We start from the raw sequence: 22622 nt of genomic DNA on the forward strand, positions 1-22622 counted from the left end.
ACGATCGTTAAGTTCAGAGCCCTCGGGTCAAGCCCGAGGGTGACGCCGGTGAATTTACGCGGACTTAGGCGCCGCTCGCCTCCAGCCCCCGCACCATCTGCCTGGCCACCCGGCGCAATTGCCCGGGGTCGCGCTCGATGCGGCCGGTCAGCAGACGCTGCCAGATGAAGCCGGCCAGCATGTCGGCGCATAAACCAACATCGATATCGGCCGACAGCTCGCCCCTCTCGATGCCGCGCTGAAAGATTTCCCCGCTCTGGATGCGCCGCTCGGCGGAATATTCGAGCAGCGAGGCGGCGGCGGCCGCATCGCGCTGCGCCTCGGCAATGACGAAGCGGAACACCTGGCCGGCGCCGGTATCGCCCCAATGGGCGAAGACGCCGGTGAGGAAGGCGAAGACGTCGCCTTCGACGCTGCCGGTATCCATATGCACATTGGCCGGCTTGCGCCGATGATAGACATCGAGCAGCAGCGCGGTCTTGTTCGGCCACCATTTATAGATGGTCGGCTTGCCCGCACGGGCGCGCTTGGCCACCGCCTCGATGGAAAAGCCTGAAATCCCCACCTCGGCCATAAGGGCTTCGGCAGCCTCCAGGATGGCTTCCTCGGTCTCCGGATTGCGGCGCGCGCCGATGGACCGGCGGCGATCGTCGATATCGTCTGCAAGCTCGCTCATGGTGCCCAATATGGGTCAAAAAGATTCCGAAGGAAAGCACTTGAACGAAACGTGTCGTTCCGTTACATAACGAAACGTACCGTTTCAATGGAGTTTGCAAATGCAACCCTCTCTCGCGTCCAAACTGCGCATGGCCCTGGTGATGACGCTGGCCGTCTATCCCGTGGTGACGCTCTATCTCTATGTGCTGATGCCGCTGACCCCCGGCTGGGAAATGTGGCAGCGCAGCCTGCTGCTGGTGCCGGTCATGGCCACGACCATCGTGCTGCTGATCGTGCCGCTCATCGGCAGGCATTTCGGCGGGTTCATCGCCGGGAAGAAGAAAGTGGCGGCGGCTTGATAGCCTCTGTGCCACGCCCTCGTGGTTCGACAGGCTCACCATGAGGTCTACTCAAAAATCTCAGTAGACCTCATCCTGAGCTTGTCGAAGGACGAGGGCGTGGCTGGATCGCCATTCGGCACAGGCCCGTCTTGCGAATGCCTTAGGTTTCGGGCACACCGGGGGCCGAACTTGTCTCCATAAGGCTCACGCAGATGGCCCATCCGGTTTCCCCGCTCGCTCCCAAATCCTATCCCGACCTGCCCGCCATTGCGGGGGTGCGCTTTGCCACTGCGGAAGCCGGCATCAAGTATAAGGGCCGCACCGATGTGCTGCTGATGGCCTTTGACGAGGGCACCACCGCCGCGGGCGTGCTGACCCGGTCGAAATGTTCCTCGGCCGCGGTGGACTGGTGCAAGGCCAACCTGCCGGGCGGGGCAGCGCGCGGGCTGGTGGTCAATTCGGGCAATGCCAATGCCTTTACCGGCACCAAGGGCAAAAAGAGCGTGGAGCTGACGGCCGACTATGCGGCCAAGGCGCTTGGTTGCAAGCCGAGCGAAGTGTTCCTGGCCTCGACCGGCGTCATCGGCGAACCGCTCGACGCGTCCAAGTTTGCCGGCGTGCTCGACACGATGGCGACCCGCATGGGTGATGCGCCCTGGATGGATCCGGCCAAGGCCATCATGACGACGGACACTTTCCCCAAACTGTCGGGCGCCGTGCTCGATATCGACGGGGTGGAAGTCCGGATCAACGGTATCGCCAAGGGCTCGGGCATGATCGCGCCCGATATGGCCACCATGCTGAGCTTTGTGGTTACCGACATGCCCGTGGCCGCGCCGGTGCTGCAGGCGCTGCTGGCAAAACATGTGCAGACCAGCTTCAACGCCATTACCGTCGATAGCGACACCTCGACCTCGGATACGCTTCTGGCCTTTGCCACCGGCAAGGCCAACGTGGAGCCCATTGCCAGCCTCGACGATCCGCGCGCCGAAGTGTTTGGCGAAGCCTTGCGCGACGTGCTCTTCGACCTCGCCATCCAGGTGGTGCGCGACGGCGAAGGCGCCACCAAGCAGGTCTCGATCCATGTCGAGGGCGCCACCTCAGACGCCTCGGCCTTCCGCATCGCCAAGGCTATTGCCGACTCGCCGCTGGTCAAGACAGCCATTGCCGGCGAGGACGCCAATTGGGGCCGTGTGGTGATGGCCGTGGGCAAGGCGGGCGAGCCGGCCGACCGCGACAAGCTGGCCATCCGCTTCGGCGACCTGCTGGTCGCCAGGGATGGCGAGCGCGCGCCCATCTATGACGAGGCCGCCACCAGCTCTTACATGAAGGGCGAGGACCTCGAACTGACCGTGAGCCTGGGGCTCGGGGATGGCAGGGCGACGGTCTATACCTGCGACCTGACGCATGGCTATATCACCATCAATGGCGACTATCGGAGCTGACGCCGAATCCCTTCCTTCTCCCCTTGCGGGAGAAGGTGGCGCGCAGCGCCGGATGAGGGGTCTGCGATGGCGAAGAGAACCCCTCACCCGCCCTTCGGGCACCTCTCCCGCAAGGGGAGAGGGGGAGAAAGAAAATGACTGATCTGCCGACACCGGAAAGAATGGAACGTGCCGGGCTCGAGGCCTGGCCGGGCATCGAGGTGGAGTGGGACGGAAACTGGGTGCGCCGGGCGGCCGGCGGCTACACCAAGCGCGCCAATTCGCTGCAATGCTTCGACCCCGCTGATAGCAGCGACGCCGAAAAACGGCTGGCGGCTGGCGTGGACTGGTTCAAGGCGCGCGGCATTGCCCCCGTGGTGCGCACCACGCCGCTGGCCAGTTCAAGCCTCAATGCGGCGCTCGACGCGCAGGGCTGGGCGGAGATCGACCGCAGCCATCTCTATGCGATGGAACTGAGGCCGCAGGAGCCCGATGCCGAAGGCCGGACCACCGACCTGCTCGATCCCGGCTTTCTCGCTGCCCAGCAAAGCCTGCAGGGGCATGACGATGCGCTGATGGCCCGCATGCGCGCCTTGCTCGCGGTCATGGCCGTGCCGGCGGTCGGCATCGTGGTGGAGCGCGATGGCGTTGCCGTCGCCTCGGGGCTGATGGCTATCGCCGATGGCATCGTCATTACAGGCAATGTCATCACCGACCGGGCCCGCCGGCGGCAGGGGCTCGGCATGGCGATGATGCGCACCGGACTGGCCTGGGCGAAGGCGCAGGGCGCCACGGTCGCCGCGCTCAATGTGCAGGCGGACAATGCTGCCGGCATGGCGCTCTATGCCAGCCTCGGCTATCGCCACCAATATGACTATACCTATCGCATCCCGAGGCAGGCATGAGTGATTTCAAGCTGTTGCTCGTCGTCGCCGTGGCACTGATCGACGCCGACCGGCGCGTGCTCATCGCCCAGCGCCCCCAGGGTAAGCAATTGGCGGGCCTATGGGAATTCCCCGGCGGCAAGGTGGAGCCGGGCGAGAGCCCCGAGGATGCGCTGATCCGCGAGCTGGAGGAAGAGCTCGGCATTTCCACCAAGACGGCGTGCCTGGCTCCGGTATCTTTCGCTAGCCACTCTTACGAAAACTTTCACCTGTTGATGCCACTTTACGCCTGCCGGAAGTGGCAGGGCGAACCCCAGATGCGGGAACATACGGCCCTCAAATGGGTGCGCCCGCAGAAGCTGCGCGATTATCCCATGCCACCGGCGGACGAACCGCTGGTCGCCGCTTTATGCGATCTGCTCTGAACAAGGACCTGGAGCCCCGTTTCGCTTTTACCGGAATGGATCTGGCTCCAGCGCGTGGCAGAAGCCCGGGAGGCGCCTATGTTGGCTGAGACGATCAACAGATTCGTCGGCGACGAGACCGGCGCCACCGCGATCGAATACGGCCTAATCGCCGCGCTCATCGCCATGGCCCTCATCGCCACCTTCGTGAGCTTCGGCAATTCCCTGGTCAATCTGATGGGCGTGGGGGCCGGCGGCCCCGCCGACGCCATGGCCGCCGCGACCGCCGCGGTCAACAACTAGACGGTTTGCGGTTCGGAAACGCGCCCCGTCCCGGCCGCTACTGCAGCACCACGACCTTGTATTTCGCGCCGACCACGACCGGATCGCCCGGATAGAGGTCGTTGATGATGTAGAACAATTCGCTGCCGCGATTGAGCCCGGCCATCTGGCGGGCCAGCGAATCGGCGCTGTCGCCGGCCTTGGCGGTGACGACGCGCACCGCCACCTTGCGCACCTGGTTGAGGTCTGACGCCTCGGTGCGGCGGAAGCTCTTGAGCGTGGCTTCGGCCCCGGCCTTGAAGCGGGACGAATCGCCCTTGGCGGCGAAGATGAAGCGATAGACCTGGCCATCGAGCCGCATGACCGAGACGCGGAAGAACCACTGGTCGGTCTGGGCCAGGCCCGAGGCCATTTCGATGCCGTTATAGTTCTGCGTGGTGACGCTGTCGGCCTTGAGCCCGGCAATCCAGCCCGAACGCAGGTAATCGGCCAGCGGCACATTGGGCTGTACATCGGCGCTGTCGAAGCGCACCGCCTCGCCATCGCCGGCCACGCCCACGACAGCACTCTGCGAATTCTGCAGCGTATAGCCTTCGGGCACGGTGAAGGTGAATTTAGAGGCGGTGTGGATGAAGCGGCGGCCGACAATCGAGCCCTGGGCAGGGCTGTCGCCGAAGGTGAGGCCGGCAATCGAATTGAGATAGCCGTCGCGATCGGTTTCGCCCACCTGGGCCTGGCCGAACATGGTGCGCGCGGTATCCATGGCCTTCTGGATGCGGGCTGGCGTCGAGGGATGGGAGGACAGGAACCCGTCATCGCCCCCCTCGCCGGCCGAGAAGCTGGCAAAGCGGCTCATGACGCCGAGGAACCGCGCCGCGGCCTGCGGGTCATAGCCGGCCTTGCCGGCAAACTTGATGCCCTCGCGATCCGCTTCCAGCTCCTGGTTCTGGCTGAAGGCAGCCATGGATTCGCGGGTGCGGTTGGCGGTGGCATCGGTCGAGGTATCGCCGCCGAAGACGCCGGTAATGACGCGGTCGACGATTTCGGTAGTGCGGGTGCGGTCGGTGCGGGCGCGGGCGTGGCGCAGGGTGACGTGGGCGATTTCATGCGCCAGCACGGCCGCCAGTTCACTTGTATCCGATGCCAGCGCCAGGATGCCGCGCGTCACATAGATATAGCCGCCGGGCAGCGCGAAGGCATTGACCTCGGAACTGTCGAGAATGGTGACCTGGAACTGCGCATTGGGCTGGTTGGCCGCGGCCAGCAGGCGGCCAACGATGCGCGCCACCATGATTTCGGCCGGGCGATCGGAGTAGACCCCGCCATAGGCGGCGATGATACGCGGATGCTCGCGGCGGCCGATGACCACGTCTTCGGGGTCGGTGCCCTCGGGCACCACGGTCGGCGCCGGATTGTCGCCGGTCTTGCTGACGGCGATATTGCCGCCGACCAGGCTCGAACAGGCAGCCAGCGCCAGCAGCGACATGGCCAGAACGCCCGCGCGCAATGCCGGTCGCACCATTCCCGCAATTTGCCCCAAGCCCGTCATCGCGTTGCCAGAACCTCGATCTGCTCGGGATGGGTCACTTCGATGCGCGGACCATCCCGATCGTCCACCCATCCACGGATGCGCACCAGCGCATTCTCGAGCACCAGCGGATCGAGCCCAGCTTCGGCAAAGATCCGCAATGCCGGCGCCTCGATCACGGCGGTGAAGTCTTCCTTCCAGAACCGGCCGAAATTGAGATAGACGCGCCCGCCGGTCTTTTCGGCGAGCAGCACCCTGCCTTCGACAAGTTCATATTGGCCCGCGCGGGCGAGCAGGTCGCCCGGCTGGTCCGCCGCACGGATGCTGTAATAGGGATCGGCCCAGATGCCAAGCCTGCCAAGGCGTGCGCGGCCTTCGGCGGCGAACAACAAATCGAGACAGGCCCGATTGTCGGGGAAGGAATAGACCCGCGCCAGGCCCAGCCCGATCATGGCCTGCTGCGCCCAGATTTGCCCATCCGGGCCATCAATAAAGACATGCGCCAGCACGCGCCCGTAGCGATCGACGCTCTCCCCGCCGAAACCGAGCCGCACCGGCTTGTTGAGGGCAAGGGCTTCGAGCGCCGCCTTGGCTTCGGGCGCCAGCGGCCAGGGGTCGAAATCGGGGCGGTCGAGCGGCAGCTTGGGTGCCTGGGTGCCGATCATGCGCACAACGCGGCCATCGTCGAGGATGACGGTGTCGCCATCGGTGACCGAGGTGACCATGCCGCCCGGCTCCATGCGCAATTGCTCGCAGGCCAGGGCCGCGACCGAAATGGAACTGAGGGCCGCAAGCGCAGCAAGACGGACAAGACTGGCTTTGAACAATGATGGCCCCGAACAGAGACGATTCACTTTGCACGCAATTGCGGCAAAAAAGCATGAAGGATCGCGCAGCCGTGATCGGGCGGGGCCGGAATGCGGTGTGTGTGGCTCACCCCCACCCTCATTCCCTCCCCACAAGGGGGAGGGAGGCGCATGGGTCAGGTCAGTGGTCCAATATTACATCGTTCACAGAGCAGGCTTCCCTCCCCCTTGTGGGGAGGGAGTGAGGGTGGGGGGCGTTTGGGCACAACGCCCGTCATTAAGGTAAACGACATGTTGCGATGGCCGTTGGCCCGGAACCCTGCCTAATATCGGCTCGAGCCTGGCCCCGTGCCTGGAACGCCCACGAGATCGCCCCGGCGATTTCGGTTCCCCCGGAACGCGTTACAGGCTCGCCGATGTCAGTCGATCGCTACAATATCAGCTCTCTGCAGATCGCTGCCATGTGGCTGTTTCTCGGGCCGCTGATCATCGTGCTCGGCACGGCCGATATCCTGACCGGGGGCCGCAGCCGCAACTGGCCTTTAGGCAAATAGCCGCGACAGCAAGGTCCAGATCAGCCAGCCCGCGCCGAAGAACAGCGCCCAGGCGGCAAGGGCCATGACCACGATGGCAGCCAGCCGGTGCTGGCGCAGCCAATCGACGCCGCGGCTGGGATAGCCGACCGCCAGAAGCAACTGGTACACGCGTTCCACGACATATCTCCCGCCAAACACCCCGTTTGGTAGGAGCGCCCGGTTACGAAACGCCCACCGAATTCCTTACAATTGCGACATCCACAGGGCCGTCAGCGGCGGGCGAAGCGCGAGCGCAGGGCCACGGTGACGCCGGCCATCCCGATGACCGCCATGCCGACGAGGCCCACGCCGTCGGGCAACTGGCCGAAGACCAGCCAGCCGAGCAGGCCCGCCCAGAGCAGGTGCAGGTAGCTCATCGGCGCCAGGAGCGATGCTTCGGCATAGCGATTGGCGGCGGTGAAGCAGAAATGGCCGATGCCGGCCGTCAGCCCCAGGCTGACGAAGAGCGCCATTTCGAAGAGGCTTGGCATAGCGCCGAACCAGAACCACGGCATGGCCAACCCGAAGCAGATGGCGCCCGCCAGTGCTGAATAGAACGGCAAGGCCAGGGTTTTCTCGCTGCGCGCCAATACGCGCGACAGCAGGTAATAGGTCACGGTGGCCACGACATTGCACAGCGCGAAGATCACCCCGGCCGGATCGAGCCCGGCGCCGGGCCGAGCAATCAGCACCACGCCGGCAAAGCCGCCCATGGCCGCCAGCCAACCCAGCAGGCCAATGCGCTCGCCCAGCACCGGCCGCGCCAGCAGCACGACCAGGATGGGCGAGAGATAGATGATGGACGTGGTCTCGGCGATCGGCATGAGTTGCAAGGCGAGACTGGCAAACAGCGACCCGACCACGAGGCACAGCGAGCGCAGCGCGACCGGCCACTTGCGGCGCACCGTCACCAGCTCCCGGCCCCGGCTCGGCCCCAGTACGGCCAGCATCAGCATTGCATGGACGATATAGCGGATGGCGGCGACCAGCGGCACGTCATAGGTGGCGATGAGATATTTGTTGGTGGCGTCATTGGCGGCAAACATCAGCGTCGCCACCACGATCAGCAGGATACCAAACAGCGGCCGATTTTCGGTCAGGCTGACCGGTGGACGCGCCGCAGCATCCATTTCCGCGCCGGCATCGGCAACGGCCTCATCGCTCATCGTGGTCTCCGGGGAAGGCACGGCTGGCGGCCGGCCCAACGGCCGGCGCAGTCGTCAGGAATTCATGACCGCTGGCTCGCCGGCTGATTTGCCGGCAGACCCAGCATGCTGCCATGCCGGTCTTTCAGCAAGAGGCCACAGCGCGCAAACGGGGTTTCGCTGCCGCGACGCATTTGCTATCCACGACCCCGTGGTCTCGTAGCTCAGCTGGATAGAGCACCGGATTCCTAATCCGGGGGTCATGGGTTCGAATCCCGTCGAGATCACCACTGCTCTGCTGCTCCGGAAGGCGCCATGCTGCAGCTCTCATTCCACACCACCATTATCGAATGGCGCGGCCCTGCCCCGTTCTTTTATGCGCCAGTGCCGAGCCAGCACGCGATCAGCATCGAGCGGATCAAGAAACAGGCCAGCTATGGCTGGGGTGTGATCCCCGTCGAGGCCGAAATTGCCGGCACGCGTTTCACCACATCGCTTTTCCCAAGGACGGCACCTATCTGCTGCCGATCAAGCTGGCCGTCCGGAAGAAAACCGGTATCACCGTGGGCGATACGATCGCTGTCGAAATGACGATCGGGCCACGGGAAAGCTAGCTCATCGCGCCGCCCAGTTGATCCCGCGCCGCAGGATCGTGGCCATTTCGGGGACCTGAAACTCGGCCGAGACATGGCCCAGCGCGGAGTAGAAGACCCTGCCCTTGCCGTGCCGGCGCTTCCACACCACGGGCATGGTGACGCCCTCGATCCAGCTGGCGTGGTCGCCGGTGAAACTGGTGGTGGCGAGGACCTCGTTGGAGGGGTCGACATGCATGTAATATTGCTCGGAGCGGTAGGCGAAGCCGTTGACGCCGGCCATGATCGGGTCGTCCGGCCTGGTGATATCGACGCGGTAGTCGATGATATTGCCCGGATGGGCCACCCATTGGCCGCCGACCATGAATTGATAATCCACCGCATCGCGGAAGGCGTCGGCCATGCCGCCATGATGCCCGGCCAGGCCCACGCCGCTTTCGACGGCAGCAGTAAGGTTGGCGACTTCTTCCTTTTCGATTTTGCTCATGGTGAAGATCGGGATGATGAGGCTGAGATCGTGGATGGAAGGATCGGCAAAGGCCTCGGTCGTGTTCTCGACATAGACCTTGAAGCCGTCCTCCTCGAGCCAGTCCCGGTAGATTTTGGCGCATAGCTCGGGCTCGTGGCCGCTCCAGCCACCCCAGACGATCAGTGCTTCCCGCATTCCATTCTCCTCACGCGATAAACGATTGGCTGTGCCGGGCCGGCCCCGTCGTGCCCCAGGGCGAACCGTAGAGTTCGCCCAAGGCCACGGCCGCCGCACCGCGCGCCCATAACTGGTCGCCGGTATCGTCGATGACGATTTCGGCCAGCGTGGCCAGCGGCGCCGGAATAGCCGCGGCAAAACTCTCGCGCAGCGGCGCCAGCAGATGTTCGCCCAGCGCCAGCGTGGAACCGACGAGAATGACGCGAGGCGGCGCGAAGAGCGCGACGAGATTGGCAATGGCAACGCCCAAAGCGGTGCCGGCACGGGCGACTACGGCGCGCAGCTCGTCATCGCCGGCCTCGAGCAGGTCATGGACCTGCGCCAGGCCATGCCCATGCAAGCGGGAATCGGCGAGCAATGCGCCTTGTCCGGCCAGATCGCCGAGGCGCATGGCAGTCTCGCCGCCCGGTCCCATGACCATGTCGCCCAGCGTCAGGCTCAGCCCATGCGCGCCGCGGAACAATTGGCCATTATGCATGACGCCCAGGCCCAGCACTTCCTCGATGGCGACCAGCACGAAATCGTCATGATCACGCGCCTGCCCGAACCAGTGCTGCGCCATGGTGATGGCATTGGCATCGCTTTCGATAATGGTCGCAATGCCCAGCCGGGCCGTGATGGCCTCATACAGCGGGGCATCGAGATCGCCGAGCACGCTGCTGGCCAGCACCTTGCCGGTGCCATGCTCGACAATGCCAGGCAGGCTGAGCGCAACTGACTTGATCCGGTCGAGCCCGAGCCCGGCATCGCCCACGCAGCGCCGCACCCCATCCGCGACGAGATCGGCAATATCCGGCGTGGCAAGGCTCGCGCAGCGCGCCGGCAGGGTCAGGCTGGACAGCACGTCACCCTGGAAATTGGTAGCGACGCAGACCACGCGATCGGCGGCGAGCCTGACCCCGACCACCCAGGCCGCTTCGGGATTGAGCGCCAGCATGACGCGCGGCCGTCCACGCAGGCTCTGGCTGCGAATATCGCCCTCATGCCTGACGGTGATGAGCCCATCATCGAGCAAAGCGGCGGTGATGGCCGACACCGTGGTGGGCGACAGTTCTGTGCGCTCACCGATCTCTACCCGGGCGATCGGGCCATGGCGGCGGATCGTGTCGAGCACGAGAAAGCGGTTGATGGCCCGCATCAGTTCGGGGTCGGCGGTCTTCATGCAGACGGAGGCTCGCTGGCGGGGCCCGATTTAAATCGGGATACAAAATAACTCCCCGCTTGTAGGCGCCCGCCGCGGACCAGCGCAAGGCCAAATCATCTTGCGTTAAGCCAAAGTCAGGGCTCATGCGCTATCAAGGCAGCCAACCATCTTTTGGCCTTGCTGACCGCCTAACCGGGCAGCGACCCTGTTTGACCGAGGATTTCCATGACCGTTCTGCGCGCCCTCAAGCCCGCCATCCTGCCCTTGGCCGCCCTCTTGGCCGGAGTAACCATCGCGGCTTGCAGCATGGGGGGGCGGCGCCAGCTCGCCCATCGCCCTGTCGCCCGGCCTGTCGGCCCGCATGGACCAGCCCGGCGCCAGCCTCGACCGGGCCCAGGCCATCGGCATGATCAATGCCTATCGCGCCACCAATGGCCTGCCCGCACTGACGCCCGACGCAGGCCTGGACGGCACGGCCCAGACGCTGGCCGACCAATATGCCCGCACCGGCACCCCGCCCCGCGCCCCGCAGGAGCTGACGGTGATGAAGCTCAGCGCCGGCTATGCCACTTTCGCCGAGACCTTCTCGGGCTGGCGCAACAGCCCGGCCGATGCCGCGGGCCTCAAGGCGACGGCCACCAAGGCCGGCGTGGCCATGGCCTATAGCCCCAGCTCGAGCTATGGCGTGCACTGGGTGCTCGTCCTTGACGACTGAGCCTGAAACCATCGACGCCCGCGGGCTGAAATGCCCGCTGCCCGTGCTCAAGATGGAAAAGGCCATCGCGGCCCTGCCGCGTGGCGCACACCTGCTCGTATTGGCGACCGACCCCATGGCCAAGGTGGATATTCCCCTGTTCTGCAAGCAGAAAGGCCATGACTGCACCGTCACCACGGAAGGTGGTGTGCTGCATTTTGCCATCGTAAAGGGGTGACAGGACGGGCTGCATGAGGTGAAGTGGACCTGCGGCGAGCAGAGGAGGTCCAAATGACACTTTCCACATGCAGCTCTGTTGCGCTCCGCGCAATGCTGGCCGCCAGCCTGATGCTGCCCGCCGGCGCCATGGCCCAGGACAATCCGGGCTGGCACGGCACCGCCTATGAGGGCGCGGCAACGCTGTTCTACGGCACTCCGCAATCGGACCATGCCGAGCTTTCCTTTTCCTGCGAGGCCGGCAGCAGCACGGCCACATTCGTCTCCGCCTTCGCCCCGATTCTAACCGTCGATCGCGTCGAGGTCGTCGTAACCCTTGAGGCCGGCGATATTTCCCTGCCCATCATGACGAAAGACATTGTGCTGGAGCTGGATAATCAGTCCCTGCTCGAAGGCAAGGTTGCGCTCGATGGGCGGCTCATCGACCTGCTGGGCTCGGAGGGCATGCTGAGCGTTTTCGTCGAGGACGGGTCGGAGGAATATCCGCTGGAAGGCGCCATGGAAGCCGCGGCGGCCTTGCTCGAAACCTGCGGACAGGATGCCGACATAGCGGCCATCGAGATCTGCAAATTCGACGCCTGGGCGCATGGCGGCAGCCCGAATGCCCTTGTCATCCGCGACGGCCCGTCCGCCGATGCCGCGGCCATTGCCGATATGCCGGGGCCCTATGAGGGCTATAATGACCTATCCTATCCCACGGTGAGCGTTACCGGCTCCAGCAATGGCTGGTTTCGCATCGACGAGGTCACCACGGACCGCTATGCCGACCGGGACCTCATCGTGGCCTTTACGGGCGAAGGCTGGGTGCAGGGCAAGGCGCTGGCGCTTTATGTGGAAAGCGGGCTCCGCGCGTCGCCATCATACGATGCGGTGACGTCGCAATTCGACGCCGGCACCGACAGTTTTCTGACTGTCGACCGGCTTTATAACTGTCGCGGCGATTGGGTCGAAATCGGCGGCACCTATGCCGGCAAACGGGTGCGCGGCTGGTCGAGCGATATCTGCGAAAGCCAGATAACCACCTGCCCTTGACCACTATGAGACGGGCAGCGCCTGCCGCAACTGGGCCACGAAATCCGCTGATCGGACCGACATCAATTTGACGGTGCCGCGGGAATAGCGAATGTCGATCCGCTCCGACGCCATGCGGTTTTCCACGGCGATATCGGCAATCTCGGCCAGGGGAATGGTCCAGCTATCGGGGGGAGTGCGCGACTTGGTCAGGCGCGTCTGGGTGAAACCGAGCTTGCCATCGGCAACGACCAGCGTGCCGCTCACCCACACGCCACGATTGCGGTTGAGCATGATCGTGGTGGCGGGAAGCACGATCCAGCGCCAGAACGGGATTTTATAGCTGTCCGGAAACGGCTTGAGCCAGGCGGCGGGAATCGAGGCGACAGCGGCGGTTTCGGTCAAGTCGGCTCCCCGATTGCCATCAGGTTGGTCGCGTTTCCGAACCGCAAAACCGCAAACACTTTTGCTGGAAACGCTCCGGGCTATTGGTGCCCCCCGCCGGACTCGAACCGGCACGCCTCGCGGCGGAGGATTTTGAGTCCTCTGCGTCTACCATTCCGCCAGAGGGGCACGGGGAGGGTTCCTAGCTCAGTTGCCCGCAAGCCGCAACTGGGCCTTGCGATTATCCGGCGATGAGCAGCCGGACCAGATAGACCGTGATGACGCCCGTCGCCATGGCCGCGAAGAGGTTGCGCGTCAGGATGAAGATGCCGCCCGTCGCCAAGGCGGCCACGACCTCGGCCGGGCTGCCGGTGACCAGAGCCGGCGCCACCAATGCGGCCAGCACCGCGCCGGGAATATGCCGCAGCCAGGCGGCGGCAAAGCCATCGCGCGGCAGGCGATCGGCCAGCAGCAGGCCGCTGGCCTTGACGGCAATGGTGACCAGCGCCATGCCCAGGATGACGATGACGGCTTCAGGCGTGGTGTGCATGCTTGCGAACCTCCACCAGGGCGCCGGCCAGGCTCCCCGCCACACCGCCGACCAGGATATGCCAGCTACCCTCGACGAATTGCGCCGTGGCAATGGCGGTCAGCGCCGCCACCAGCCAGGGCACGATATCGCCCCTGCCCTTCCACATGCCGAGCAACAGAGCGAGGAATGTGGCGGTGAAGGCGAAATCGAGCCCCCAGCGCGCCGGATCGTCGATGGCCGAGCCGAGGCCATAGCCGATGAGATTGGTGCTCATCCAGCTGATCCAGGCCAGCACGCCCCCGCCCATGAGGAAGGCGACGCTGCCGCCGCCCCGCGCCATGGCAGCCACGGTCATGGCCCAGTTCTCGTCGGTGACCAGATACATGCTGAGCGCGCCGCGCCACAGGCCCTTTTCGGGGTAAAGCGGCCGCAGAGTGGCCGTGAGCAGCAGATAGCGCAGGTTGACAATGAGGGCGGCCAGGATCAGCGGCCCGATGGGCAGGCTCGATGGCGTGGCGGTCCACAGGTCGAGCGCCACGAATTGCGCCGAGCCGGCAAAGACGAGGCCACTCATCATCACCACTTCGAGGAGGCTGAGACCCGCCCCGCGCGCCAGCATGCCCCAGACCAACCCATAGGCCGCCACCGAAATGGCCACCGGAATGCAGGCGCGGGCACCGGCATAGAACTGTTCGGAAAAGCGATAGGGGGCAGCAAGCGTGGACATGGATGATGCTTAGCCTGTGACGGCGCCCAACGCATCGGGAAATTGCGGGGTGGTGATGACAAGTGGTGATGGCTGACATTTGCGGGCGTGATGCGCGTCACCTCTCCCCCCCGGGAGAGCGTTACAAACCGCACGACACCATCGGCTCCTGCCCACCCTCCCCCTTGAGGGGAGGGTAGCGAAGCTGGGCCGATAGGCCCTAGCGGAGCTAGGGAGGGGGTCGTTCGGTGGCCTGCAGAAATACCCCCTCCCCAGCTCTGCCAAGGCCCTGTGGGCCAGGCGCCGCTACCCCTCCCCTCAAGGGGGAGGGTGGCGATGACCACCGACATCGCCACTGCGGCTCCACCTGAAGAGAGGCGGTGAAGAGAAGCCAGATTGACGCACCCACACCTCCGGCGTACACAACCGGCCGTGTCATTTCCATGCCTCCAGCGCCCGTCCAGCCTGCGCCCCGCCTTCGGGGTGTGAATCGGTCCCTGCAGCGGTCTGAATTTTGCTCAGAACCCCCCGCTGTTTCCGGGGCCAGCGACGTGACGCGCAATTTGTCGAGGTTCTCAGGAGTGTTCGAATGAACCCCCAATCCAAGCCGCTCTGGCGGCGGTTCGTTGTCTTTCTCGTGCCGCTCATGGCGTCCAATATCCTGCAGGCGCTGTCGGGCACGGTAAACTCGATCTATATCGGGCAGCTGATCGGCGTCGAAGCGCTGGCCGCCACCGCCACTTTCTTCCCCATCATGTTCTTCCTGATGAGCTTCATCATCGGGCTGTCGGCCGGCTCGACCGTGCTGATCGGCCAGGCCTGGGGCGCCCGCAATGTCGACAAGGTCAAGCAGGTGACCGGCACCACCCTGGCCGCGACCCTGGTGCTCGGCCTGCTGGTCGCCATTTTCGGCGGTTTCTTTGCCGAAGGCATCATGACCGTGCTCGGCGCGCCGGAAAATATCCGCGAGCTGGCCGTGGGCTATGCCCGTATCGTGCTGATCGGCATGCCCGGCTTCTTCATGTTCCTCGTGGTCACCTCGGTTTTGCGCGGCGTGGGCGACACCATCACCCCGCTCTTCTCGCTGATCATGTCCATGGTGGTGAGCCTGCTGGTCACTCCGGCGCTGATCCTGGGCTGGTTCGGCCTGCCGCAACTGGGCGTCGATGCCGCTGCCTGGGCGATGATTGCCGGCTTCCTCACCGTGCTGATCTTCCTCTTCGTCTATATGCGCGCCCGCAACATGCCGCTGGCACCCGACAGGGTGCTGCTCGGCGCCATGCTGAAGCCCGATTTCAAGCTGCTCGGACTGATCCTCAAGCTCGGCGTGCCGGCTGGCCTGCAGATGGTGATCTCCTCCATCGCTGGCATCGTGGTGATCGGGCTGGTCAACCGCTTCGGCTCGGACGCCACGGCCGCCTATGGCGCGCTGGGACAGGTGATGAGCTATGTGCAATTCCCCGCCATGTCGATCGGCATTGCCGCCTCGATCTTCGGGGCGCAGGCTATCGGTGCCGGGCAGATGCACCAGCTTTCCGCCATCACCCGCACGGCCTTGGGGCTGAACCTGGTGATCACGGGCGGGCTGATCGTGCTGGCCTATCTGTTCAGCCAGCATCTGGTGGCCCTGTTCATCACCGACCCTGAGGTGATCGAACTGACCGAAACGCTGCTGCATGTCGTGCTGTGGAGCATTCTCTGCTTCGGCTGGAGCGTGGTCTTCTCGGGCATGATGCGCGCCAGCGGCACGGTCTATGCGCCCATGGTGCTGTCGCTGGCCTGTATCCTCTGCATCGAACTGCCCGGCGCCATCCTGCTCAGCCAGACCAGCCTGGGGCTAACAGGCATCTGGATCGCCTATGCGGCCAGCTTCACCATGATGCTGGTGCTGCAGGCGAGCTGGTATCAGTTCGTGTGGAAGAAAAAGAAGATCGTGGCGCTGATCTAGCGCATTCCGAACATGAAAGGGCGGTCCTGCGGGGCCGCCCTTCTTCATTGGCCGACCAGTGAATCCCAAGCGGCCAGTGCGCCACTGACGATCCGGTCGAGCTCGGCCTGCCCCGCGCCGTCGCGCGCCTCGATGGCCAGCCCGTTGATGACCGTGGCGTAGAAGGTGGCGACCGCCTGTGGGTCGGCCGTTTCAGGCACATCGCCATCGGCAATGCCGCGGGCCAGCCGGGCCGCCAGCCGGTCCCGCGTCGCCTGGCGGCGGCGGGTCAGATGGGCGCGCACATCGGCATTTTGCGGCGTACCGACCGTGGCCGACAGCACGATGAAGCAGCCCGGAGGGGCACCGGCATTGAGCTGGGAAGCCGCATTGCGGCGCAGGGTCATGACGAAGGCGGCGTGCGCGGTGGGCGCGTCGTCCAGATCGGCCTGCGAGAAGCAGCCATAGGTGTCCTCGTAAAGCTGCAAAGCTTCGAGGAACAGGGTCTCCTTGTTGCCGAAAGCCGCATAAAGGCTGGGCTTGCCGATGGCCAGCGCCGCGGACAGGTCGCCGATCGACGTGCCTTCATAGCCGCGCTCCCAGAACAGCAGCATCGCCTTCTGCAAAGCTTCAGTGCGATCGAATTCGCGGGGTCGTCCTGCCAAAACCGGGTGTCCATCTGAATTTATACCGATCAGTATAAAATCCTTGACCGGCAATCGCAAGCCGGTCTAGCAATTGTGTACCGATCATTATAAAATAGGAGACAGACATGCGATCCAGGCCCGAACTTCTCGACCAGGTGGCCCTCGTGACCGGCGGCAGCCGTGGCATTGGCGCGGCCATTGCCGTCGCCCTGGCCCGATCAGGCGCCGATGTGGCCTTCACCTTTGCCAGGAATGGCGCCCGCGCCGACGAGGTGAGCAAGCAGATCACCCAGCTCGGCCGCAAGGCGCTGGCCTTCCAGGCCGACCTCGGCCGATCCCGATGCAGTGGTCGCGGCGGTGGACCGCACCGTCGCGCATTTCGGCCGGCTCGATGTGCTGGTCAACAATGCCGGCGTCGGCGATGGCGGCCCCTTCGCCGATGTCTCCCGCGCCGATTTCGACCGGCTGTTCGCCATCCATGCCCGGGCGCCCTTCTTCGCGGCGCAGGCGGCAGCAAGGCATATGCCCAATGGCGGCCGCATCATCAGCATCGGCACCAACCTGTCGAGCCGCGTGGCCGAGCCGGGCCTGGCGCTTTACGTGTCCAGCAAATCGGCATTAACAGGCATGACGCGGGCACTGGCACGCGAACTGGGTCCGCAGGGCATCACCGTCAATACGGTCGATCCCGGCTCGACCGACACGGAGATGAACCCGGCCGACAGCCCCTATGCGAGCGAACAGCTCAAGCATAATGCACTGGGCCGCTTCGGCGCCGCCGAGGACGTGGCAGCGGCCGTATTGCATCTGGCGGGACCGGGCGGCCGCAGCATTACCGGCAGCTCGATCCTGGTCGATAGCGGCTTCAACGCTTAGAAGCGGCGCTCCAGCCAGTCCACCGCGAAAGCGACGACGGCGGGAGCATCCACCAGCACGGAAGGGGCGTGGCCGACCAGGCCGCGCCTGCCCTGCCCGGTGGCGAGGAAGTCTTCCACCACCTCCTCGAAATAATCGTCCGCCAGTCCCTCAACCACTGGCATGCCGGTGTCGAATTCCTCGAACCAGCGCCAGGCCGTCTGGCCGTCGACCAGGATCGGGCTCTCGTAGCGCAGCACGCGTTTGCCCGGAATGTCCGCCAGGTGCTCGGCGTGATGCAGCAGGGTCATGGTGTCGAGCGGCGCACCAATGAGCAGGGTCTTGCCACCTGACGCAACCAGCTTGCCGAAGGGTGATTGCGGGCCATAGCCATAGTCGAGCGCATGATCGGTCACAAACCACTCGGCCCGCCCGCCTAGCGCCGCGCAGGAGGCACCGGGACTGCCGCTGCGGCGCGCGCCCGGCGTAGTGCGCAGCAGTTCGGGGAAGGCACCATTGTCGCGGATCGAGCGCGACCTGACCGGATCGAAACCAGGCACATGCTGCCGCAACACGGGATCATCGCGCCCTAGCTCGTCCATCTGCCAGTCGCAATAGCCCAGGATCGTGCCATCAGGCCCCACCACATCGCGCAAGGCGTCGATCAGCGCATCGGGACCACCCAGTATCGGGCCGACCGAGCGCAGGCCGGCATGGACCAGCACAGCATCGCCGGGCACAAGGCCGAGCGCCGAGAGGTGTTCGGTCAGCGCCGCGCGGGTCCAGATGCCTGGCATGGTTCAGCCGCGCGCGTAGGCGACCTTGCGCGGCTCGGCCGCCGCCACGGCGCTTTCGCGCGCATCATAGACGGCGCGGGCATCGATGATGGCGGCATGGTGCTCGGCCGACCAGTCCCACAGCTTGCTGATCGGGCCATCCAGCGTCTTGCCCATTTCGGTGAGGCCATATTCGACGCGCGGCGGCACTTCGGGATAGATGGTGCGGGTGACCAGCCCATCGCGCTCCAGATTGCGCAGGGTCAGGGTCAGCATGCGCTGGGACACGCCATTGATCATGCGCTTGAGCTCGTTGAAGCGCAAAGTGCCGTTACGGCCGAGCATGCCCACCACCATCACGCTCCACTTGTCGCCGATGCGATTGAGGACATCGGACATCGCGGTGCAATTGGCGGATTTGGATGTGTCATGCAGTGACATGGCTGTTCCTTCTTGTGCGTAACTCAGGCACTAATATAAACACAGTTCTCTAATGTGCCTAGGGTACAAAAGTCGAGATCGGTTCGAGGAGGAACGAATATGACCGACGTGACCAACGGCGCCACCGGCCGCAGCGGGTGGAATATCGGGCTTTGGGTGGCGCAGGTCGTGCTGGCCGTGATGTATGGCTTTGCCGGCTTCAACAAGGTGAGCCAGTCCATGGAGGGGCTGGCTGCCATGGGCATGGGTTATGCCGTGGATTTCCCGGAACTCTTGACCCGCTTCATCGGCACGATGGAAATCCTCGGTGCCATCGGCATCATCCTGCCGGCACTGACCCGCATCATGCCGCGGCTGACGCCGCTGGCGGCTTTGGGCTTCTCGGTCATACAGGTTCTGGCCATGGGCGTGCATATTTCGCGCGGCGAATTCATGGTGCTGCCGATGAACCTGGTACTGCTGGCTTTGTCGCTCTTCGTGCTGTGGGGCCGCGAGCGCAAGGCGCCGATCAGCCCGCGCTGATTGCAGATAACATTATCGATAATCTGCGTTGACAGCGGGGATGCGGCGCTGTCTTGTCGGCCTGCCGTGACGTGAAGGAGGCCCTATGAGCGACCGTATCGAAACCCTTGCCGACCAGATGACGCTGGAAGAGAAAGTGTCGATCCTGTCCGGCGAGGATTTCTGGTCCGTGCCATCGGTGGCACGGCTGAGCATCGGCAAGCTGCGCGTCACCGACGGCCCCAATGGCGCGCGCGGCGGCGGCTCGCTGATCGGCGGCGTCAAATCGGCCAGCTTCCCGGTGGGTATCGCGCTGGGCGCGACCTGGAATGTCGATCTGGTCAGGGAAATCGGCGCGGCTTTGGCCGACGAGGTCAAGTCCAAGCAGGCCCATATGCTGCTGGCGCCCACGGTCAACATCCACCGCTCGGTGACCAATGGGCGCAATTTCGAATGCTATTCGGAAGACCCCATCCTGTCGGGCGAACTGGCCGCGGCCTACATCATTGGCCTGCAGGGCCAGGGCATCGGCGCGACGATCAAGCATTTCGTCGGCAACGAATCCGAGATCGAGCGCACCACCATGTCGAGCGAAATCGACGAGCGGGCCTTGCGCGAAATCTATCTCATCCCCTTCGAATGGGCAGTGAAGAAGGCGCAGACCTGGGGCGTGATGAGCTCCTATAACCGGCTCAACGGCACCTATACCTCCGAGCATGACTGGCTGCTATCAGATGTGCTGCGCAAGGATTGGGGTTATGACGGCATCGTCATGTCCGACTGGTTCGGCAGCCACTCCACCGCCGAATCCGTCAATGCCGGGCTCGATCTCGAAATGCCCGGCCCGCCGCGCGATCGCGGCCAGAAGCTGGTCGAGGCGGTCAAGTCCGGCGCAGTGAGCGAGGCGACGCTCAACCAGCGCGTCATCGCCATGCTGCGACTGATGGAGCGGGTCGGCTCGCTCGACGATGTCAGGACGTTCAAGGAAGTGGCCGACGACCGGCCGGAACACCGCGCGCTGATCCGCCGGGCCGGCGCCGAAGCCGCCGTGCTGCTCAAGAACAATGGCGCCTTGCCGCTTAAGGGTGATGGACGCATTGCCGTTATCGGACCGAACGCGAAAATCGCCCAGATCATGGGCGGCGGCAGCGCCCAGCTCAATGCGCATTATCGCGTTTCGCCCTGGCAGGGGCTGGTCGATGCCGTAGGCGAAGATCGGTTGAGCTATGCGCCGGGCTGCACCAATCACCGTTTCGAGCCGGTTCTGCGCGGCAGCTTCAGGGTCGAATATTTCGCCAATGAGAAGCTCGATGGCGCGCCGGCATATGTCGGCACGCAGGACGACGCCCAGGCCTTCTGGATCGGCCAGGTCGCCGAAGGCAAGGTCGATCCGCTGCATTTCTCGGCCCGCCTCACCGGCAGCTATACGCCCGAGACGTCAGGCACCCATCGCGTCGGCATCTATTCGGCCGGCTTCGCCAAGGTCTATGTCGATGGCAAGCTGATTGCCGATGCCTGGACCAATTGGACCAAGGGCCGCACTTTCTTCGAGGAAGGCTGCGATGAGGTGGTGGGCGAAGTGGCGCTCGAGGCCGGCCGCGCCTATGAGGTGGTGATCGAATTCGCCACCAAGGATTTCGCCACGCTAGGCCTCGCCGCCTTTGCCGCCGGCATCGGCCTGCCGCTGGGCGACGATGCCATTGCCGAAGCGGTGCGCGTGGCCCGCAATGCCGATACCGCCATTGTCTTCATCGGCCGCAATGGCGAATGGGACACCGAAGGCAGCGACCTGCCCTCGATAGAGCTACCCGGACGGCAGAACGAACTGGTCGCCGCCGTGGCCCATGCCAATCCCAATACGATTGTGGTTATGCAGACCGGCGGCCCGGTGGAAATGGCATGGATCGGCTCGGTCGCGGCTTTGCTGCAGGCCTGGTATCCCGGCCAGGAAGCGGGCAATGCCATTGTCGACGTGCTTGTCGGCGCCGCCGAACCCTCCGGCCGCCTGCCCCAGACTTTCCCGGTGCGCTGGGCCGACAATCCGGCCCATAGCCAGGACCGCGAAGTCTATCCCGGATTCGAGGGCAAGGTGCGCTACGAGGAAGGCATTTTCGTCGGCTATCGCCACTATGACCGGCTGGGCCTGACCCCGCTCTTTCCCTTCGGCTTCGGGCTTGGCTATGCCAGTTTCACGGTGAGCGACCTCGTCATCGACGATGCCGAATTCGAAGCCGAGGGCAATGTGATGGTCGGCGTCACCGTCACCAACACGTCCAACCGCGAAGGCTCGGCCGTGGTGCAGCTCTATGTGTCGGACGATGCGGCCTCCGACCCCCGCCCGGCCAAGGAGCTCAAGGCCTTCCGCAAGGTGAAGCTCAAACCCGACGAAGTACGCCAGATCACCATGACGCTCGATGCCCGCGCCTTTGCCTTCTATCGCGCCAAGGCGAAGCACTGGCTAGTCGAAGACGGCAGCTTCACCCTGCGCGTCGGCCTGTCCTCCGCCGACCTGCCGCTGAGCGGGACGGTGACACGGAATACGACGCTGATGCTGCCGGTTTAGGCAGAACCTCTATCCTTCCCCCCTCTCCCCTTGAGGGAGAGGGACGGCCTGACGCGTTCAGCGGAAGGCCAGGGTGAGGGGTTCTGCGCCATCCCATGCTTCAATGCTCCTGGATAGCGCGACACCCCTCATCCGCCCTTCGGGCACCTTCTCCCTCAAGGGGAGAAGGAAGAAGCGCTCAAGCCGCCTTGTGCTCGGCGCCATACATGCCGAGATAGTAGTTCAGGTTGTCGTCGCGCAGCCCGAGTGTCTCCAGCACGCCGCCCATGAAGCTGACCGGCGCCGTGCCGGGTGCAGTGACGATCCTGCCGGATATCACCGCATCGGGCTGGTCCCGGTAATGCGCCGCGCCCTTGTAGCCGGTCGGGGTGAGATTGTCGGTCGAATTGGACGTGTGGGCGACCTCGTCGAGCAAGCCGGCCCGCGCCAGCGCCAGCGTGCCATCGCAGATGCCGGCCACCGTCTTGCCGGCGTCGCGCGCAGCAACGAGAACCCTGCCGATATCGGGCGCATCGGCCTGGCTCCAGGCCACGCCGCCATTGACGACCAGCGCATCGATGGCGCTCACATTGATGTCTTCCACCGCCAGGTCCGGCGTTACCTTGAGGCCGCCCGACGAGGTGACCGGCTTGCCACCGGGCGTCGCGAACCGGGTGTCGATATTGAAATAGGAGCGGGCCGCCGCGTTGAGCAAGGCGGTTTCCCAATCGGCATAGCCTGGGGTGAGAATGGTGACGATCGTGGTCATCTGGTCGCTCCTGTTGGTTGGACACAAACTGGTGCACTCGCGCGACAGCTTGTGTCAGCAGGTTCAAAAGCCTGTCAGCCGGGCCGGCGCCGCATTGAGGTGAAACGCCCA

General features: G+C 64.6%; 26 protein-coding genes, 2 tRNA genes and 2 pseudogenes. 15 read left to right on the forward strand and 15 right to left on the reverse strand.

All coding sequences use genetic code 11. The annotated features are described in order from the left end of the window. Window positions 1–64 precede the first annotated feature (64 nt). Window positions 65–676, reverse strand: a complete 612-nt coding sequence (locus tag FPZ08_RS13795; RefSeq protein ID WP_146290542.1) for a TetR/AcrR family transcriptional regulator — start codon at window positions 674–676, stop codon at window positions 65–67. 100 nt (window positions 677–776) lie between these two features. Between FPZ08_RS13795 and FPZ08_RS13800 the strand changes: the two genes are divergently transcribed. The 5 genes from FPZ08_RS13800 to FPZ08_RS13820 all read left to right on the forward strand — a co-directional run bounded on the left by FPZ08_RS13800 (window position 777) and on the right by FPZ08_RS13820 (window position 4013). Beyond that, the gene (locus FPZ08_RS13800; protein WP_146290543.1) at window positions 777–1016 is read left to right on the forward strand and encodes a putative antibiotic biosynthesis monooxygenase; all 240 of its coding nucleotides are present in this window, start codon (window positions 777–779) and stop codon (window positions 1014–1016) included. 194 nt (window positions 1017–1210) lie between these two features. Beyond that, a complete protein-coding gene (argJ, locus tag FPZ08_RS13805; RefSeq protein ID WP_146290544.1) occupies window positions 1211–2443 on the forward strand; it encodes a bifunctional glutamate N-acetyltransferase/amino-acid acetyltransferase ArgJ in 1233 nt (410 codons plus the stop codon). 134 nt (window positions 2444–2577) lie between these two features. Next, a complete protein-coding gene (locus FPZ08_RS13810) occupies window positions 2578–3327 on the forward strand; it encodes a GNAT family N-acetyltransferase (protein ID WP_146290545.1) in 750 nt (249 codons plus the stop codon). Continuing rightward, complete coding sequence (mutT, locus tag FPZ08_RS13815; RefSeq protein ID WP_146290546.1) at window positions 3324–3731, forward strand: 8-oxo-dGTP diphosphatase MutT; 408 nt, start codon at window positions 3324–3326, stop codon at window positions 3729–3731. Before FPZ08_RS13810 ends, mutT begins: the two co-directional genes overlap by 4 nt. Window positions 3732–3809: 78 nt before the next feature. After that, window positions 3810–4013 carry a Flp family type IVb pilin gene (locus FPZ08_RS13820; RefSeq protein ID WP_146290547.1) on the forward strand — a complete coding sequence of 68 codons (204 nt, stop codon included), beginning with the start codon at window positions 3810–3812 and terminating at the stop codon, window positions 4011–4013. Between the two features lie 37 nt (window positions 4014–4050). Here the strand turns inward: FPZ08_RS13820 and FPZ08_RS13825 are convergent, their stop codons facing one another. Both FPZ08_RS13825 and FPZ08_RS13830 read right to left on the reverse strand, forming a co-directional pair. Next, window positions 4051–5514 carry a M48 family metalloprotease gene (locus FPZ08_RS13825; RefSeq protein WP_186767005.1) on the reverse strand — a complete coding sequence of 488 codons (1464 nt, stop codon included), beginning with the start codon at window positions 5512–5514 and terminating at the stop codon, window positions 4051–4053. A gap of 23 nt (window positions 5515–5537) precedes the next feature. Continuing rightward, window positions 5538–6347 (reverse strand): thermonuclease family protein, encoded by an 810-nt coding sequence (locus tag FPZ08_RS13830; protein WP_246132657.1) that lies wholly within the window; start codon window positions 6345–6347, stop codon window positions 5538–5540. A 395-nt stretch (window positions 6348–6742) separates the two neighbouring features. Here FPZ08_RS13830 and FPZ08_RS22000 point away from each other — a divergent pair, with 395 nt between their 5' ends. Further along, window positions 6743–6880, forward strand: coding sequence for a hypothetical protein (locus FPZ08_RS22000; RefSeq protein ID WP_186767006.1), 138 nt, complete (start codon window positions 6743–6745; stop codon window positions 6878–6880). Here FPZ08_RS22000 and FPZ08_RS22005 read toward each other — a convergent pair. Both FPZ08_RS22005 and FPZ08_RS13835 read right to left on the reverse strand, forming a co-directional pair. Further along, window positions 6869–7039: a hypothetical protein gene (locus FPZ08_RS22005; RefSeq protein WP_186767007.1), complete on the reverse strand. Its 171-nt coding sequence runs from the start codon at window positions 7037–7039 to the stop codon at window positions 6869–6871. The genes FPZ08_RS22000 and FPZ08_RS22005 overlap by 12 nt on opposite strands. A 92-nt stretch (window positions 7040–7131) precedes the next feature. Continuing rightward, a complete protein-coding gene (locus FPZ08_RS13835) occupies window positions 7132–8067 on the reverse strand; it encodes a DMT family transporter (RefSeq protein ID WP_210246804.1) in 936 nt (311 codons plus the stop codon). A 192-nt stretch (window positions 8068–8259) separates the two neighbouring features. Between FPZ08_RS13835 and FPZ08_RS13840 the strand changes: the two genes are divergently transcribed. Continuing rightward, window positions 8260–8336 (forward strand) — tRNA-Arg (locus tag FPZ08_RS13840). A 25-nt stretch (window positions 8337–8361) separates the two neighbouring features. Further along, window positions 8362–8660 (forward strand): annotated as a pseudogene (locus FPZ08_RS13845) (DUF1905 domain-containing protein). A 1-nt stretch (window position 8661) separates the two neighbouring features. On the opposite strand, the gene FPZ08_RS13850 reads toward FPZ08_RS13845, so the two are convergent. Beyond that, window positions 8662–9303: a ThuA domain-containing protein gene (locus FPZ08_RS13850; protein WP_146290549.1), complete on the reverse strand. Its 642-nt coding sequence runs from the start codon at window positions 9301–9303 to the stop codon at window positions 8662–8664. A gap of 10 nt (window positions 9304–9313) precedes the next feature. Then, window positions 9314–10507 (reverse strand): ROK family transcriptional regulator, encoded by a 1194-nt coding sequence (locus FPZ08_RS13855; RefSeq protein WP_146290550.1) that lies wholly within the window; start codon window positions 10505–10507, stop codon window positions 9314–9316. Between the two features lie 343 nt (window positions 10508–10850). On the opposite strand from FPZ08_RS13855, the gene FPZ08_RS13860 reads away from it, so the two are divergent. From FPZ08_RS13860 to FPZ08_RS13870, 3 genes are read left to right on the forward strand one after another with little or no spacing between them, the layout of a single operon-like run. Continuing rightward, window positions 10851–11204: a CAP domain-containing protein gene (locus FPZ08_RS13860; RefSeq protein WP_146290551.1), complete on the forward strand. Its 354-nt coding sequence runs from the start codon at window positions 10851–10853 to the stop codon at window positions 11202–11204. Next, window positions 11194–11421 carry a sulfurtransferase TusA family protein gene (locus FPZ08_RS13865; RefSeq protein WP_246132659.1) on the forward strand — a complete coding sequence of 76 codons (228 nt, stop codon included), beginning with the start codon at window positions 11194–11196 and terminating at the stop codon, window positions 11419–11421. The genes FPZ08_RS13860 and FPZ08_RS13865 overlap by 11 nt, the downstream gene beginning before the upstream one ends. Window positions 11422–11474: 53 nt before the next feature. Beyond that, on the forward strand, window positions 11475–12452 hold the full coding sequence (locus FPZ08_RS13870; protein WP_146290553.1) for an SH3 domain-containing protein: 978 nt from the start codon (window positions 11475–11477) through the stop codon (window positions 12450–12452). A gap of 3 nt (window positions 12453–12455) precedes the next feature. On the opposite strand, the gene FPZ08_RS22405 is transcribed toward FPZ08_RS13870, so the two are convergent. From FPZ08_RS22405 to FPZ08_RS13890, 4 genes are all read right to left on the reverse strand, one after another. Further along, window positions 12456–12836: a hypothetical protein gene (locus tag FPZ08_RS22405; protein ID WP_246132660.1), complete on the reverse strand. Its 381-nt coding sequence runs from the start codon at window positions 12834–12836 to the stop codon at window positions 12456–12458. Between the two features lie 84 nt (window positions 12837–12920). After that, window positions 12921–13004, reverse strand: a tRNA-Leu gene (locus tag FPZ08_RS13880). Between the two features lie 52 nt (window positions 13005–13056). Beyond that, a complete protein-coding gene (locus FPZ08_RS13885) occupies window positions 13057–13365 on the reverse strand; it encodes an AzlD family protein (RefSeq protein ID WP_146290554.1) in 309 nt (102 codons plus the stop codon). Further along, on the reverse strand, window positions 13349–14074 hold the full coding sequence (locus tag FPZ08_RS13890) for an AzlC family ABC transporter permease (RefSeq protein ID WP_146290555.1): 726 nt from the start codon (window positions 14072–14074) through the stop codon (window positions 13349–13351). The genes FPZ08_RS13885 and FPZ08_RS13890 overlap by 17 nt, the downstream gene beginning before the upstream one ends. Window positions 14075–14642: 568 nt before the next feature. Between FPZ08_RS13890 and FPZ08_RS13895 the strand changes: the two genes are divergently transcribed. After that, window positions 14643–16001 (forward strand): MATE family efflux transporter, encoded by a 1359-nt coding sequence (locus FPZ08_RS13895; protein WP_146290556.1) that lies wholly within the window; start codon window positions 14643–14645, stop codon window positions 15999–16001. 44 nt (window positions 16002–16045) lie between these two features. On the opposite strand, the gene FPZ08_RS13900 is transcribed toward FPZ08_RS13895, so the two are convergent. Further along, window positions 16046–16645, reverse strand: coding sequence for a TetR/AcrR family transcriptional regulator (locus FPZ08_RS13900; RefSeq protein WP_146290557.1), 600 nt, complete (start codon window positions 16643–16645; stop codon window positions 16046–16048). A 107-nt stretch (window positions 16646–16752) separates the two neighbouring features. Between FPZ08_RS13900 and FPZ08_RS13905 the strand changes: the two are divergent. Beyond that, window positions 16753–17503: pseudogene (locus FPZ08_RS13905) on the forward strand (SDR family NAD(P)-dependent oxidoreductase). On the opposite strand, the gene aac(3) reads toward FPZ08_RS13905, so the two are convergent. After that, window positions 17500–18279, reverse strand: coding sequence for an aminoglycoside 3-N-acetyltransferase (gene aac(3) / locus FPZ08_RS13910; protein ID WP_146290558.1), 780 nt, complete (start codon window positions 18277–18279; stop codon window positions 17500–17502). The pseudogene FPZ08_RS13905 and the gene aac(3) overlap by 4 nt on opposite strands. Before the next feature lie 3 nt (window positions 18280–18282). Next, window positions 18283–18699 (reverse strand): winged helix-turn-helix transcriptional regulator, encoded by a 417-nt coding sequence (locus tag FPZ08_RS13915; RefSeq protein WP_146290559.1) that lies wholly within the window; start codon window positions 18697–18699, stop codon window positions 18283–18285. Between the two features lie 99 nt (window positions 18700–18798). On the opposite strand from FPZ08_RS13915, the gene FPZ08_RS13920 reads away from it, so the two are divergent. Together FPZ08_RS13920 and FPZ08_RS13925 are read left to right on the forward strand one after the other, a co-directional pair. Then, entirely contained in the window at window positions 18799–19221 is a 423-nt protein-coding gene (locus tag FPZ08_RS13920) for a DoxX family protein (protein ID WP_146290560.1), read from the forward strand. Window positions 19222–19306: 85 nt separating this feature from the next. Then, the gene (locus tag FPZ08_RS13925) at window positions 19307–21763 is read left to right on the forward strand and encodes a beta-glucosidase (protein ID WP_146290561.1); all 2457 of its coding nucleotides are present in this window, start codon (window positions 19307–19309) and stop codon (window positions 21761–21763) included. A gap of 178 nt (window positions 21764–21941) precedes the next feature. Here the strand turns inward: FPZ08_RS13925 and FPZ08_RS13930 are convergent, their stop codons facing one another. Continuing rightward, complete coding sequence (locus tag FPZ08_RS13930) at window positions 21942–22511, reverse strand: DJ-1/PfpI family protein (RefSeq protein WP_146290562.1); 570 nt, start codon at window positions 22509–22511, stop codon at window positions 21942–21944. Between the last annotated feature and the right edge of the window lie 111 nt (window positions 22512–22622).

This window comes from Devosia ginsengisoli (assembly GCF_007859655.1).
GTDB classification, from domain to species: Bacteria; Pseudomonadota; Alphaproteobacteria; order Rhizobiales; family Devosiaceae; genus Devosia; species Devosia ginsengisoli.

Excerpts from the sequence above, each read along its gene's own strand:
- FPZ08_RS13920 (WP_146290560.1), top strand. The coding sequence starts at position 18,799 with ATGACCGACGTGACCAACGGCGCCACCGGCCGCAGCGGGTGGAATATC.
- FPZ08_RS13825 (WP_186767005.1), bottom strand. The coding sequence starts at position 5,514 with ATGGTGCGACCGGCATTGCGCGCGGGCGTTCTGGCCATGTCGCTGCTG.
- FPZ08_RS13855 (WP_146290550.1), bottom strand. The coding sequence starts at position 10,507 with ATGAAGACCGCCGACCCCGAACTGATGCGGGCCATCAACCGCTTTCTC.
- FPZ08_RS13930 (WP_146290562.1), bottom strand. The coding sequence starts at position 22,511 with ATGACCACGATCGTCACCATTCTCACCCCAGGCTATGCCGATTGGGAA.
- FPZ08_RS13870 (WP_146290553.1), top strand. The coding sequence starts at position 11,475 with ATGACACTTTCCACATGCAGCTCTGTTGCGCTCCGCGCAATGCTGGCC.
- FPZ08_RS13885 (WP_146290554.1), bottom strand. The coding sequence starts at position 13,365 with ATGCACACCACGCCTGAAGCCGTCATCGTCATCCTGGGCATGGCGCTG.
- FPZ08_RS13895 (WP_146290556.1), top strand. The coding sequence starts at position 14,643 with ATGAACCCCCAATCCAAGCCGCTCTGGCGGCGGTTCGTTGTCTTTCTC.
- FPZ08_RS13820 (WP_146290547.1), top strand. The coding sequence starts at position 3,810 with ATGTTGGCTGAGACGATCAACAGATTCGTCGGCGACGAGACCGGCGCC.
- FPZ08_RS13850 (WP_146290549.1), bottom strand. The coding sequence starts at position 9,303 with ATGCGGGAAGCACTGATCGTCTGGGGTGGCTGGAGCGGCCACGAGCCC.
- FPZ08_RS13810 (WP_146290545.1), top strand. The coding sequence starts at position 2,578 with ATGACTGATCTGCCGACACCGGAAAGAATGGAACGTGCCGGGCTCGAG.
- FPZ08_RS22000 (WP_186767006.1), top strand. The coding sequence starts at position 6,743 with ATGTCAGTCGATCGCTACAATATCAGCTCTCTGCAGATCGCTGCCATG.
- mutT (WP_146290546.1), top strand. The coding sequence starts at position 3,324 with ATGAGTGATTTCAAGCTGTTGCTCGTCGTCGCCGTGGCACTGATCGAC.
- FPZ08_RS13925 (WP_146290561.1), top strand. The coding sequence starts at position 19,307 with ATGAGCGACCGTATCGAAACCCTTGCCGACCAGATGACGCTGGAAGAG.
- FPZ08_RS13915 (WP_146290559.1), bottom strand. The coding sequence starts at position 18,699 with ATGTCACTGCATGACACATCCAAATCCGCCAATTGCACCGCGATGTCC.
- FPZ08_RS13800 (WP_146290543.1), top strand. The coding sequence starts at position 777 with ATGCAACCCTCTCTCGCGTCCAAACTGCGCATGGCCCTGGTGATGACG.
- FPZ08_RS13860 (WP_146290551.1), top strand. The coding sequence starts at position 10,851 with ATGGACCAGCCCGGCGCCAGCCTCGACCGGGCCCAGGCCATCGGCATG.
- argJ (WP_146290544.1), top strand. The coding sequence starts at position 1,211 with ATGGCCCATCCGGTTTCCCCGCTCGCTCCCAAATCCTATCCCGACCTG.
- FPZ08_RS13890 (WP_146290555.1), bottom strand. The coding sequence starts at position 14,074 with ATGTCCACGCTTGCTGCCCCCTATCGCTTTTCCGAACAGTTCTATGCC.
- FPZ08_RS13795 (WP_146290542.1), bottom strand. The coding sequence starts at position 676 with ATGAGCGAGCTTGCAGACGATATCGACGATCGCCGCCGGTCCATCGGC.
- FPZ08_RS13835 (WP_210246804.1), bottom strand. The coding sequence starts at position 8,067 with ATGAGCGATGAGGCCGTTGCCGATGCCGGCGCGGAAATGGATGCTGCG.